At 66.4% G+C, this 12,994-nt stretch carries 11 protein-coding genes; 6 read left to right on the forward strand and 5 right to left on the reverse strand.

Going from position 1 to position 12,994, the window contains the following annotated elements:
• Nucleotides 1-4: 4 nt before the first annotated feature.
• From lpdA to IEV87_RS08040, 5 genes are all read right to left on the reverse strand, one after another.
• On the reverse strand, nt 5-1,396 hold the full coding sequence (gene lpdA / locus IEV87_RS08020) for a dihydrolipoyl dehydrogenase (protein WP_188477126.1): 1,392 nt from the start codon (nt 1,394-1,396) through the stop codon (nt 5-7).
• A 186-nt stretch (nt 1,397-1,582) separates the two neighbouring features.
• Nucleotides 1,583-2,155 (reverse strand): DUF924 family protein, encoded by a 573-nt coding sequence (locus IEV87_RS08025; protein ID WP_188477127.1) that lies wholly within the window; start codon nt 2,153-2,155, stop codon nt 1,583-1,585.
• An 85-nt stretch (nt 2,156-2,240) separates the two neighbouring features.
• Nucleotides 2,241-3,503, reverse strand: coding sequence for an MFS transporter (locus tag IEV87_RS08030; protein ID WP_188477128.1), 1,263 nt, complete (start codon nt 3,501-3,503; stop codon nt 2,241-2,243).
• A 90-nt stretch (nt 3,504-3,593) separates the two neighbouring features.
• On the reverse strand, nt 3,594-4,640 hold the full coding sequence (queA, locus tag IEV87_RS08035) for a tRNA preQ1(34) S-adenosylmethionine ribosyltransferase-isomerase QueA (protein ID WP_188477129.1): 1,047 nt from the start codon (nt 4,638-4,640) through the stop codon (nt 3,594-3,596).
• A 30-nt stretch (nt 4,641-4,670) separates the two neighbouring features.
• Nucleotides 4,671-7,970 carry a YhdP family protein gene (locus tag IEV87_RS08040; RefSeq protein WP_188477130.1) on the reverse strand — a complete coding sequence of 1,100 codons (3,300 nt, stop codon included), beginning with the start codon at nt 7,968-7,970 and terminating at the stop codon, nt 4,671-4,673.
• A 109-nt stretch (nt 7,971-8,079) separates the two neighbouring features.
• Here IEV87_RS08040 and bcp point away from each other — a divergent pair, with 109 nt between their 5' ends.
• From bcp to IEV87_RS08070, 6 genes are all read left to right on the forward strand, one after another.
• A complete protein-coding gene (gene bcp / locus IEV87_RS08045) occupies nt 8,080-8,553 on the forward strand; it encodes a thioredoxin-dependent thiol peroxidase (RefSeq protein ID WP_229737476.1) in 474 nt (157 codons plus the stop codon).
• Between the two features lie 109 nt (nt 8,554-8,662).
• Nucleotides 8,663-9,322, forward strand: a complete 660-nt coding sequence (locus IEV87_RS08050) for a hypothetical protein (protein WP_188477131.1) — start codon at nt 8,663-8,665, stop codon at nt 9,320-9,322.
• 123 nt (nt 9,323-9,445) lie between these two features.
• Nucleotides 9,446-10,270 (forward strand): ferritin-like domain-containing protein, encoded by an 825-nt coding sequence (locus tag IEV87_RS08055; protein WP_188477132.1) that lies wholly within the window; start codon nt 9,446-9,448, stop codon nt 10,268-10,270.
• Nucleotides 10,271-10,458: 188 nt separating this feature from the next.
• Nucleotides 10,459-11,796 carry a M23 family metallopeptidase gene (locus IEV87_RS08060; RefSeq protein WP_188477133.1) on the forward strand — a complete coding sequence of 446 codons (1,338 nt, stop codon included), beginning with the start codon at nt 10,459-10,461 and terminating at the stop codon, nt 11,794-11,796.
• Nucleotides 11,786-12,337 carry a bactofilin family protein gene (locus tag IEV87_RS08065; RefSeq protein ID WP_188477134.1) on the forward strand — a complete coding sequence of 184 codons (552 nt, stop codon included), beginning with the start codon at nt 11,786-11,788 and terminating at the stop codon, nt 12,335-12,337. The genes IEV87_RS08060 and IEV87_RS08065 overlap by 11 nt, the downstream gene beginning before the upstream one ends.
• A 147-nt stretch (nt 12,338-12,484) precedes the next feature.
• Nucleotides 12,485-12,991, forward strand: a complete 507-nt coding sequence (locus IEV87_RS08070) for an AAA family ATPase (protein ID WP_229737479.1) — start codon at nt 12,485-12,487, stop codon at nt 12,989-12,991.
• Nucleotides 12,992-12,994 lie beyond the last annotated feature (3 nt).

Consider the following 12,994-nt stretch of genomic DNA (forward strand, 5'->3'; position numbering starts at 1 on the left):
CCCTTCACATGTGGATCTGTCGCCCGTAGGCCGCAAGGACGGATTCGTGCATCATCTCGGACAGGGTGGGATGGGGGAAGACCGTCTCCATCAGTTCCTGTTCCGTGGTTTCGAGCGTGCGCGCGACGACGTACCCCTGGATCAGTTCCGTCACCTCCGCGCCGACCATGTGGGCGCCCAGAAGCTCTCCGGTCTTCGCGTCGAAGACGGTCTTGATCATCCCTTCCGGTTCGCCAAGCGCCACGGCCTTGCCGTTGCCGATGAAGGGGAACTTGCCGACCTTGACCTCGTAGCCCTGCTCCTTCGCCCTGGCCTCGGTCAGCCCGACAGAGGCGACCTGCGGATGGCAGTAGGTGCAGCCCGCGATGGCTGACGGCTTGACCGGGTGCGGATGCTGTCCGGCTGCGAGTTCGGCCACCATGACGCCTTCGTGGCTCGCCTTGTGGGCAAGCCAGGGGGCGCCGGCCACGTCGCCGATGGCATAAAGCCCGTCGACCCCGGTCCGGCAGTACTCATCTGTCACGACATGGGTGCGATCGACCTTGACGCCGGCCTTCTCGAGATTCAGATTCTCGACATTTCCGACGATGCCGACGGCGGAAATCACCGTGTCGAATTCCATTTTCTCAACCTTTCCGCCTGTTTCGATATTGGCGGTCACCTTTCCCTTGGCGCGGTCGAGTTGCTTGACCATGGACTTCTCCATGATCTTCATGCCCTGCTTTTCGAACTGCTTCCTGGCGAAGGCAGAGATTTCCGCATCCTCGACCGGCAGGACGCGATCCAGCACCTCAACCACAGTCGTTTCGGCCCCGAGAGTATTGAAGAAGCTGGCAAATTCTATTCCGATGGCCCCCGACCCGATGACCAGCAGCTTCTTGGGCATGCGGGGCGGATTCAGGGCGTGCTTGTAGGTCCATACCAGATCACCGTCCGCCTCCAGCCCCGGCAGTTCGCGGGCGCGGGCGCCGGTAGCGATGACGATATGACGGGCCGAAATCTCCTCCGTCCCCTTGTCGGTCTTGACGGAGACCGTGCCCTTCCCGGCGAGCGCGGCCTCACCCATCACCACGTCGACCTTGTTCTTCTTGAGCAGGTGCTTCACCCCGCCTTCCATCTGCTTCGCGACACCGCGGGAGCGTTTGACGACCGCAGGCAGGTCGTATCCGATCTTGTCAGCGGACAGACCGAATTCCGCGGCGCGGTGCATCAGGTGAAAGACTTCGGACGATCGCAGCAGCGCCTTGGTCGGGATGCAGCCCCAGTTGAGGCAGATGCCGCCGAGGTGTTCGCGTTCGATGACGCAGGCCTTCAGGCCAAGCTGGGCCGCGCGGATGGCGGCGACATAGCCACCGGGGCCGGAGCCGATCACCAGGAAATCATAGGTTGCGGCCATGGGGTGTCCTCCGTCTCGCGAGATAGTTTGACGTTAAACTATATTTTCGGGCGCCACAATCCACCTCTCCCCCGCGTGCCGGCAACGGGGCGTACCGGGCGCCACTTACCCTTTAGATACCGCTGCGCGGTCCGGTGTCAAAGGGAAGCACGGCATGCCCGGCGATGGCCTCCCGCCCGCTCCGCTTCAGCCCGCCGCCTGCAGTTCGCGAACGGTGTGACCGTAGCCGCCCTTGTCCAGATAGTCGGCCTCGTTGCTGGTGATGCGGCGCGACAGGGCCTCGTTCCGGTAGGGGAAACGGCCGAATTCGCGGATCACCTGCCGGTGCGCCTTGGCGTGCAGCAGGTTGTCGCCGTCGGTCATGCGGTCCTTCATCAGGCGCACGCAACGGTCCTGGTCGGCAAGGTTTTCCGAATGCATCAGCGGCAGGTAGAAGAACTGACGCGCCGGTTCGTCGATCCTCAGGTCCCAGTCCCGGTCGATGGCGCGCTTGGCCACAGCGCGGGACAGGTGGTCGCTGGCAAAGGCCCGCCCCGATCCGCGGAACATGTTGCGCGGGAACTGGTCGGTCAGGATGATGTAGGCCAGTGCGCCCGTGGGATAGGTCAGCCAGAGCCCGTAGGAGCCCTCCATCGCCGCCTCCCACGCCTTGCCAAAGCGGTCGCGGATCGCGGTGTCGAGCGCATCCTCGGCCTTGTACCAGCCTTCGGGGCCTGTTTCGTCCAGCCAGAAGGCCAGGATGTCTTCGGGGCGTACCATGTTCTCCTCCGGGGTGCGCGCGTTTGTGTCAGTGTCGCAAAACCGGCATCGGACGCAATCGGAATTGCATCAGGTTTGGGCGCTATCATGCCGGGGGAGTGTCGTTTTCCTCGTTCTCAGCCGCCTCGACGGCCCATTCCTGCGCGGCCTCCAGAGCAACGGGCGTGGCGGACATCAGCACGGGCGCGTAGCTGCCCGTGTCGTCCGTCTTGGGTGCGGGGCGCTGCGTCATCCGGTAGAGCGCGTAGCCCGTCAGGAGCGCCAGCAGGACGGCGTTGAAGATCCAGAAGCCGGACGGGCCGAAGGCGGTCATCAGCCAGCCGGTCGCCAGCGGTCCGGAGATCGCGCCAAGACCGTTCAGGAACAGCATCCCGCCCGAGACGGAGGCCATTTCCGAGGGTTCAAGAAAGTCGTTGGCGTGGGAGATCAGCAGCGAATACAGCGGGTTGGACATCCCGCCAAGGAAGAATGCCGCGACAAGGATGCCGTAAAAGGACCCAAAGAGCGCGCCGACAATCGCACCGCCCGTGCCGACGGCCGAGACGATCATGATAAGCCGGCGCCGGTCCATGCGGTCGGAAATCCAGCCCACTGGGAACTGGAACAGCGTCGCACCGATGTAGAACATCGCGATAAAGGTGGAAATCTGCACCAGCGTCAGCCCCGCCTGCCCGCCGTAGACAGCCGCCATGCCGAACTGGGCCGAGAAGGCGCCGCCCAGGATGAAGACCCCGACGCAGGCGAGCGGCGACACCCGGAACAGCTGGCGCAGGTTCATCGGTGCCGTACGTTCGAAGGCCGGGGTCGGCTGGACCGACAACAGGATCGGCGCGAAGGCGATGGAGACGAGGACTGAAGGGATGACAAACAGAACGAAGCCCGCCGGATCCGCGACCAGCAGCAGACCCTGCGCCATGATGATGCCAAGCACCTGAACCAGCATGTAAAGCGACAGCGCCTTGCCCCGGTTTTCGTTCGTGGCGGCGTTGTTCAGCCAGCTCTCCGCCGTGACGTAGACACCGGAGAAGCAGAAGCCGATGCAGATCCGTCCGATGGTCCAGGCCACCGGATGCGCGATGGTGGGATAGAGAATCAGGATGGCAGAGATGAAGCTGCCGAGCGCGGCGAATACGCGGACGTGACCGACGCGGCGGATCATCTCGGGCGCGGCGCGCGATCCGCCGAGGAAGCCGAGGAAGTAGCCGGACATGACGATGGACATCTCGAAGGTCGTGAACCCCTCGATCTGACCGCGCACGCCAAGCAGGGTGCCCTGAAGCCCGTTGCCCACCATCAGCAGCATGAGACCAAGCAGCAGTGCCCAGGCCGATCCGAGTACCTGCATCATGGCGAATTTCCCCTGTCCGTTGCGGCGCGCGGCCCGTTTCGGCCCGGCGCTCTGCGGGCGTAAGTTCTGCCCCCTGCTGTCATGACTGCCCTACGGGATCAACAGGGAGGCGTCGCCGTAAGAGAAAAAGCGGTAGTTCTCCGCCACGGCATGATCGTAGACGGCCCGGATCCGGTCCTGACCGATCAGGGCCGACACCAGCATGAGCAAAGTCGACTTCGGCAGGTGGAAATTGGTCATCAGCGCGTCGGTCACGTGGAAAGTGAAACCGGGGTAGATGAAGATGTCCGTCTCTCCGCGCCAGGGTTCGATCGTGCCGGAGCGGGCGGCGCTTTCGATCAGGCGCAGGGCGGTCGTGCCGACGGGGATGACCCGGTGACCGGCGGCCTTCGTCGCGGCAATCTCTGCGGCGGCGGCGGGCGTGACCTCTCCCCATTCGGCATGCATCCTGTGGGTGGTGACGTCGTCGACCTTGACCGGCAGGAAGGTGCCCGCGCCGACATGCAGGGTCACGCGGGTGGTATTCACACCCATGGTGGCGATCCGGTCCAGCAGCGGCTGGTCGAAGTGGAGCGAAGCCGTCGGCGCGGCGACGGCGCCCGACTTCTCGGCCCAGACGGTCTGGTAGTCGGCCTTGTCCTGATCGTCGGGCGCGCGCAGGGCGGCGATGTAGGGTGGCAGGGGCATCGCTCCGGCCTCGGCCAAGGCGGCATCGAAATCGTCGCCGGTCAGGTTGAACTCCAGCACGCCCTGCCCGTCCTCTTTCGCCATCAGCCGGGCGGAGAGGTCGGGGGAAAAGCGGATCACCTCCCCTTCCCGCACCTTCTTCAGGGGTTTGAGGAGCGCGGACCAGAGCCCGCCGGGCTTCGGCTCAAGCAGCGTGACCTCGATCCGGGCCTCGGTCTCGCCCTCCGCCCCGGTGCGGGCGCGGGTGCCAGAGAGCCGGGCGGGGATCACGCGCGTGTCGTTCAGGACCAGACGGTCGCCGGGGCGCAGCCAGTCCGTCAGGTCGCGCACGACCGCATCGCGGATCGCGCCGGGTTCGGCCACCAGCAGGCGGGCGGAAGACCGGGGTCGCGCGGGGCGGGTGGCGATCAGCCGCTCGGGCAGGTCGAAATCGAAATCGGAAAGCTGCATCGCGCCTCGGTTGTTGGCTCTGTCCGCCGCTCAGTTCGTCGTGGGGGCCGGGCGGCGGAAAATGTCGCGGAACATGCCGGGGGTAAAGAGCGAAAGCGGATTGACCTGCACCTTCGGCTGTTTCGCGGGCCCGGTCAGGCGATAGTTGAAGCCGACCAGCCCTTCCCCCTTGCGGCTGAAGATCTGGCCGATGCCGTTCAGTGCGTAGAGCGGAGAGATCACGCCCTGCATGTCCATCTGTTCGCCCTTCACGTCATAGTACCCGTCCATCGACACCCCCATGGAAGCCCCGACCGCGCTGGAGGAGCGAAGGATCACCTGCGACGGTGTGAGACGGAAGTTTGCTTCCACGTTGTTGAAGAGGATACCGCCGCCCGACATCTGTTCAAGCAGACCGACGATGGACAGCGCGGAGAGCAGGGATGCCATGGCGGGCGCGTCCTGGATCCACAGGCCGGAGACCTTGAGCAGCCCGTCATAGCTGCCCGCCGTGCCGACGGGGTTGAGTGTCAGATCCAGCGCACCTTCCCTGCCCTGCTTCATCAGCCCGGCAGCGGACAGCACGGCCCCGGCCTGCTCCGAGGTTATGCGCACCGCGCTGCGCCCGCCCCGTGGCACGATGGTGCCCGCGACAGGCGCGCGGCCGTTGACCGACCCGGCGAACTTGCCCGACAGCCCGCCTCTGGTGGTGAATTCGCCGCGCATTCCGCGGATGGCAATGGAGTCGGACACCTGCAGCCGGTCCAGCGTCAGGGTGAGCGGTCCGCCCTCGCCCCCGCCTTTACCGAGATTCAGGCTGCGCAGGTCCACCGATCCGCCGCTGACCACGACCTTGGGGGCCGCGCCCTTGCCGCGCCCGTTCAGCACCACGGGGGCGTCCAGCCACGACCCGATGCGCACCCTGTCGAAGCGCGCGGTGTCGAGCCCGCCCCCCGCCTGCAGGCTAACTGTGCCGGTCGCCGCCAGTCCCGGCGCGTCGAGGGCGAGCCGGTCGATCCGGGGCGGCGTCCCGAGGGCACCAGTGATTTCCAGCGTTCCGCTCTGATCGCGGCCGAGGCTCCACGCCAGACTGTCAAGCCGCACGGACAGCCCCCGGAGGTCGCTGGTCAGACGGAACTCCGGGGCCCGGTCCCTGGCGATGTCGAGCCGGATCTGCGCGCGCGTGCTGCCGCCGATCGACCCGGGCGGCAGGCCGAGGTTCAACTGCTTCGCCGCCGCTTCGGAGAAATTGAGCCAGCCCTCCACCCGGCTGCGCCCGCCACTGTCGGGGCCAAGCGCCGCGCTCCACGTCCCGCCGATGTCCAGCCCGCCAAGCTGTGCGTCCCCGGCAATGGCGATGTCGCTTGAGGTGCCGGTCACGTCCAGCGCGGCGGAGGTAAAGGTCTGGTTCGGCACGACGGTTTCACTGCGCACATCCGTCAGGCGCGCGCTGTAGGCGACCCCGATCTCTTCCGGAGGGAGGTTCTTTTTCAGATCGAAGTTGAGCGTTGCGGTCACGTCGGCCCGGCCGCTGGCCATGTCCGGCGTGCGTCCTGCCTTACTCAGCAGGTTCAGCGGCTCCTCGTCGATCAAGCGCAGCACGTCGCCAAGCGCGCCCTTCGCGCGCAGCCGCACCTCAGCCGGGCCGCCCTTCTGCGTCGTGTCGCGATAGATGAAGGAAGTCCCGGCGATGTCGAGCCCCTCTCCCCCCGGCACATAGACACGGCCGCTGTCGGCGGTCACCACGAACCGGTTGTCGCGCAGTTCGGCATGGCCGCTGGCGGCTTCCAGTGGTGGCAGGGTCTTCATGTAGGTGGTGATGAGGTCCTCGAAATCGAAAGAGAGCAGCACGTCGGGGCGGCTGTCAGGTTCCGACCGCAGGCCGAACTGGACGTTCTGCAGCACCCCGTCCAGCACGTTCTTCGCAACCCAGTCGCGGGTCTTTTCCAGCGCGGCGGGCGGCCAGAGTTCCAGCAGGGCGTCGGCGGTGATCTCGGGCACGCGGGCGGTCATGCTGACATCCCAGCCCTTGGGTTGCGCCGCGATGCGTCCCGCCAACGACAGGGTTTCGTCGCGGTCGCGGATGTCGAGCCGCCCGACCTCGAGCCGGAAGGGGTTCAGTTCGACCCGCATCTCCGTCTCCGCCCCGGCAAGGAACAGCGGGTTCGGATAGATACCGGCAGGGTTGGCGACCAGTTCGCTCAGCCGCAGCTGGCCGGTCATGGCGCCGGGGATACCACCCTCGATCCGGTCCAGTACGATGCGGCCGTCGGCGGTGGCCTCAACCCAGGCGCTCTTGACGGAGAGTTCGTCGAACCGCAGGGACAGGGTCGCGGGATCGTACTGGAAATAGCTGCGGGCGGACTGGAAGGGCACCGGATCGCCGGTTTCGTCCGGGGCCAGCGCCCCGGCCCCGATCTGGAGCGTGCCGTTCAGCGGGCCTATGGTCCCGTCCTCTCCGGTGGCGACGCGGATCGCGCCCGAGATCGGCGCATCCAGTACGCCAAGCCACGCCAGGCCGGCGCTCTGCGTGGCGATGTCGCGGGCGGGCGCGTCCTCCACCTTCAGAGACAGGGCGACGGCGCGGCTGTACATCGCACCTTCCAACCCGATTTCGACCGTGGTGGCATAGGCATGCCCTCCGAGGAGGGAGAAATCGCCGCGCAGGCCAAGCTGGTCGCCGTCGCGCGACAGCACAAGGTGGCCGCCGTCGACGGTCCAGGCCCGGCCCGAGCGATGGTCCTCGTAGCGCATGGTCAGGCCCGTGCCCTCTATCTGACGCAGCGCGGAGAAGGACGGCGTGTCGAGCAGCGTGCTGAGGCTGGTGAGGTTCTGTCCGATCTCGGGCGCTGTCCCCCCCGTGTCGGACCTTGCGGCGGCTTCGCCAAGCGCGACGCCGAAGGTGCCGTCGGCGGCGCGGTTCAGGTGAATGCTGGCCCCGGCGATGGTGATCACACGCGGGCGCAACTGGCCGTTCAGCATCGCCTGCCGGTCGAAGGACCCGGTGACGTCTGACAGGGTGACGGGATCGCCGCGGCCAAGCGGGGTCAGGCTGACCTCGGTCAGGTGCAGGCTCGGCTGCCAGTCCTTCGACACGGTGAGCGTCAGGTCGGCGAAACGCAGGCCCAGATCCGGCATGGCGAGGGCGAGCCGCGTCTCGATCCTCTCTTTCAGCCAGACAGGGGCGGCAAAGTCCTGGCCCCGCGCGTACCAGAGCGCGCCGATGCCGGCGAGAGCTGTCAAAAGCGCCGGAACAAGGATCAGCAGGGCGAGGACGCGCAGCGCACGGTGCTGCCGCGGCGGGCGGGGCCGCGCGGTCTGGCTGGGCTGCGTATCGGCGTCCTTCGTCACGTTTCCCCGTTTCGCGGGCTTTCCGCCCGCCGTGCCCGGTCTATTATCCGGCCTGTCAACCGGTTCACTATACCGGATATCACAGGACAGACAGAGGGATGCCATCACGATGACGCAAACCATGCCGGAGGCCGGCCAGCCCGCGCCCGACTTCACCCTGCCGCAAGACGGCGGCGACCCCGTGACCCTGTCCGCCCTGCGGCCGAAACCGGTGGTGCTGTTCTTCTACCCGAAGGACGACACGCCCGGCTGCACGATCGAAAACAAGGACTTCACCGCCATGCGCGCCGACTTCGACGCCGCCGGTGCAGTGGTTCTGGGGGTGTCCAAGGACAGCGTGGACAAGCACGCGAAGTTCCGGGGCAAGCATGACCTGTCGGTGATCCTTCTGTCGGATGCGGAGGGCGATGTCTGTGAAAGCTACGGCGTCTGGGGTGAAAAGAAGATGTACGGAAAGACCTTCATGGGCATCACCCGCGCGACGTTCCTGATAGGACCTGACGGCAAGGTGGCGCAGGTCTGGCCCAAGGTGAAGGTAGAGGGCCACGCGGAAGAAGTTCTGGCGGTCGTCAAGGCGCTCTGACACCGGCAGATTTCCGCCGGGCGGCGGCTGGCGTGAAACCCGAAGCGGGGCACGGGCGTTGGTCGAGTGCCGTGTAGTTCGGGTGGGGGCTCTGTGGAGGAGTACCCAAATGTCACGGAATGCAAGTTTTGCCCTAACGCTGCTCGTTACCGGCTGCGCGAACGCCGCCTATGCCACTGACGGCATCGGACTTGGCGTCGGCGTGTCGCTCGGAGGCGGCTCCGTCGCGGAGGCTGGTGTCGGCGCGTCTGTCGGCGGAGGATCGGTCGCCGGTGTCGGCGTCGGCGCCTCGGTCGGCGACGGCTCTGTCGCCGAAGCGGGAGTCGGGGCGTCTGTCGGAGGAGGATCGGTTGCCGATGTCGGTGTCGGCGCGACGGTCGGGGGCGGATCGGTCGCGGATGTGGGCGTCGGTGCGACTGTCGGCGGCGGGACGGTCGCCGGTGTGGATGTCGGCGCCACCGTCGGCGGCGGATCGGTCGCCAGTGTCGGAACCGATGTCACGGTCGGCGGATCGCAGGGCAGTGGCACCGCGACCGGCACCTCCGGCAGTTCAGGAACCTCCCGCGCGGCCGGAACACAGCGAAACGGCGCTGGCGTGACGCTGATCGGCCAACCGCTGATCAGCCGGGACGGCGAGAATGTCGGCCTGATCGCCAGCGTGACCGGCACGCTGATCTGTACGCAGGATGTCTGCGTTCAGCCCCGCACGCGTCCACTGCTGACCGCCGAAGGTCTTGTCGTGAACATCGACAGCGCGCGTCTTCGCTGACGCGCCGTGGGCCGTGCGTCCTTCATGACGCTCACCGGCCGGGGCGGGTCCAACCTGCCCCGGCCCTTACATGCGGCGGCCAATTCCGGTACTTCGTCCGGAAGACGACGTAACGGGGCAGACATGACGACACTGGCGGAAATGGCGGTCGAGGTCCTTACTACGGCCGACGGACGGGCAAAGACCGCGCTGGCGCACCGCCATGCCGCGTCGTGGCGTGACGCACGCGCCGGGGAGGCACCGGAGATCGCCATCGGCGTCGCCACGCCGCCCCTCAGACCCGCCCGCCCCGACCGCCCTGAGCTGCTCCCCCCGCGCGAGGTGCCGCGCCGTCGCCCCGGATCGGAGCAGGGGCGGATCGCACTTTTGCACGCCGTCGCCCATATCGAACTGAATGCCGTCGACCTGCACTGGGATATCGTCGCACGTTTCACCGACGCCGGGTTCCCGCCCGGCTTCTACGACGACTGGGTTCAGGCCGCGGACGAGGAAGCCAAGCATTTCAACCTTGTCTGCGATTGTCTTGAAGCGCTCGGCTCACACTACGGCGCTTTGCCGGCCCATGCCGGGATGTGGCGCGCGGCAGAAGACACGGTCGACGACATCTTCGGCCGGCTCGCGGTGGTGCCGATGGTGCTGGAGGCGCGCGGACTGGACGTGACGCCCGGGATGATCGGGATTTTCGAAAAGGCCGGGGTCGATCACGCCGTCGCCGCGCTCAGGACAATATACGCGGAAGAGGTGCATCACGTCGCCTATGGGTCGAAGTGGTTTCACTGGCTCTGCGGGCGCGACGGGCTGGACCCCAAACCGGTCTTCCACGACCTTGTCCGGCGTTATTTCCACGGCGCGCTGAAACCGCCGTTCAACGAGGAAAAACGCGCCGAGGCGGGGTTGCCGCCGGATTTCTACTGGCCGCTGGCCGAGGAAACCTCTCCGAAAGCATAGGTCAAAAGCGTGTCCTAAGGGTCTCAATATCGGCGATATTTCGCCTAATCGGCGCGAAATCTCCGGTTTTCCGAATCGCCGGGCCAAAAAACTTGCCGCTCGGGGCCTCCGACGGTAACACCTTTGCAAACGATGTCAGGGGACAATGGACATCGCTTTCTTGGGGACTGGGACAGAGGACGCGACATTTGCGGACACGACTGGCTATCCGTGCGAACGCTCTGCTTGAGCGACATTTTCCCGAACGCAGGCTTTTCCTGAGGTCGGACACCGACACCCGCTTCATCCGGCTCAAGCCCGCCACGCAGCTGATCGCCTTTTCCGGTTCCGCCGCCATCGTCGCCTGGTCGATCATCGCCACCGCCGTGCTTCTGATGGACTCCATCGGCTCCGGCAACTTCCGCGAACAGGCCAAACGCGACCAGCACATCTACCAGGACCGGCTGAACGCCATGGCCGCGCAGCGCGACATGCGGGCGGAGGAGGCGCTGGCCGCTCAGGAACGGTTCAATTCCGCGCTCGAACAGATCTCCGTCATGCAATCCCAGCTTCTGGCCGCCGAAACCCGGCTGCGGGAGGCCGAGACGGGTCTCAGCGTCGTACAGGCCACGCTGCGCCGCACGATGACCGAACGTGACACGGCCCGGAAGGATGCGGCGGTGCTGTCGGCCCAGCTTGGCGACAGCGAAACCGCCCTGCCCGGCACCGTCGCGGCGGAGACCAACGAAAAGGCGCTCGACTTCATGACCGCGGCGCTGGCGCAGACGGCGGCGGAACGCGATCAGGTGACCTCGGACGCGCAGGATGCCTTCGACCATGCCGAAGAGCTGACGCAGCGCATCGCGGAAATGCATGACCAGAACGACCAGATCTTCCGTCAGCTCGAAGAAGCCATGACAGTGTCGATCAAGCCGCTGGACAAGATGTTCCGCGCCGCGGGGATGAGCACGGACCGCATCATCTCCCAGGTCCGGCGCGGCTATTCCGGCCAGGGCGGCCCGATGTCGCCGATCACGCTGTCGACCATGGGGTCGGAACCGTCGCTCGACGCAAGCCGCGCGAACCGCATCCTGAACCAGCTCGACCGGCTGAACCTCTATCGGATCGCGGCCGAAAAAGCGCCTTTCGCAGTTCCGGTGCACCAGAATTTCCGTTTCACCAGTGGCTTCGGCTACCGGCGCGACCCCAAAAACGGCGGGCGGCGGATGCATTCCGGGCTGGACCTGGCAGGGCCCGTCGGCACGCCGCTCTATGCCTCCGGCGACGGCGTGGTGATCCATGCCGGCTGGCTGTCGGGCTATGGCCGTCTGGTCAAGATCCAGCACGATTTCGGGATCGAGACGCGCTATGCCCACATGTCGCGCATTCGCGTGAACGTGGGACAAAGAGTCTCGCGCGGGGACAGGATCGGTGATATGGGAGCATCCGGACGGGTGACCGGGCCTCATCTCCATTACGAAGTCCGGGTCGGTGGCAAGGCCGTGAACCCGATGATCTATATCAAGGCTGCAAACAATGTTTTCTAAGAGCAAAATCAACGAACCGGGTCCCAAGACCAGCGAAACGACGACTCCGCCGACCGGGTCCTTCGACACCGGCGCAGCCAAGACCTCAGGCATGGGCGATTACAAGCCGGCCGCCCCCAAGGCGAAGCCCGCCGCTTCGGTGCTGTCCTCCGACCTGCACGTGACCGGCAACCTGAAGACCACCGGCGACATCAATGTCGAGGGCACGGTCGACGGCGACATCCGCGCGCATCTGCTGACGGTTGGCGAAACCGCGACGATCCGGGGCGAGGTGATCGCCGACGACGTCGTCATCAACGGCCGCATCGTGGGCCGGGTGCGTGGCCTGAAGGTCCGCCTGACCTCCACCGCGCGGGTCGAAGGCGATATCATCCACAAGACCATCGCGATCGAGAGCGGCGCGCATTTCGAAGGCTCTGTGCAGCGCCAGGACGATCCGCTGTCGGGCAACAAGACGGCGGCCAAGCCTGCCGCTGCGGCACCGGCTGCCAACGCGGCTCCGGCCGCCGCCCCCGCAACCAGCGGCACCGGCAACAGCTGAGCCATCGGACATTCGGAAACGCGGACCCCGGCCCATGTGCCGGGGTTTTGTTTTGGGCCTGGCCTCCGTAGCGCCCTGCCCCGAAGCGCCCCCTTATCCGCATCATGCGAGGCCCTTATGCAGCATCCCACTGCACGACAGATCATAATGTCCGGCTGCTCCGGCGGCGGGAAATCGACCCTGCTGGCAGAACTGGTCGCGCGGGGCTACCGGACGGTCGCGGAGCCCGGGCGCAGGATCGTGACTGAGGAATTGAAGGGCTCCGGTGCCTCTCTGCCCTGGGCCGATCCTGAGGCCTTTGCCCGCCGCGCCGTCGAGATGGCACTGGCAGATCGCGCCGCGCTGGAGCCGGACGGCGATATCTTCTTCGACCGCGGGCTCATCGACGCCGCAGCCGCGCTGGAGCATTCTGCGGGCGTCCCGGTGGAACGAACGCTTGCGGGACAGGCGCGGTTTCACCAGCAAGTGTTCCTGGTGCCCCCATGGCCCGAGATCTACGAAACCGATCCGGATCGCCGCCATGGTTACGACGCAGCGGTCGATGAGCATGATCGTCTTCTGGCTGTTTACGAGAGGCTCGGCTACACCGCCGTCCTGCTGCCGAAGACCGGCGTCGCGGCACGCGCGGATTTCGTCCTGTCCCGCCTCGCCTGACGC

Origin of the sequence: Primorskyibacter flagellatus (genome assembly GCF_014638275.1) — a bacterium.
In the GTDB taxonomy this organism is placed as follows: domain Bacteria; phylum Pseudomonadota; class Alphaproteobacteria; order Rhodobacterales; family Rhodobacteraceae; genus Pseudooceanicola; species Pseudooceanicola flagellatus_A.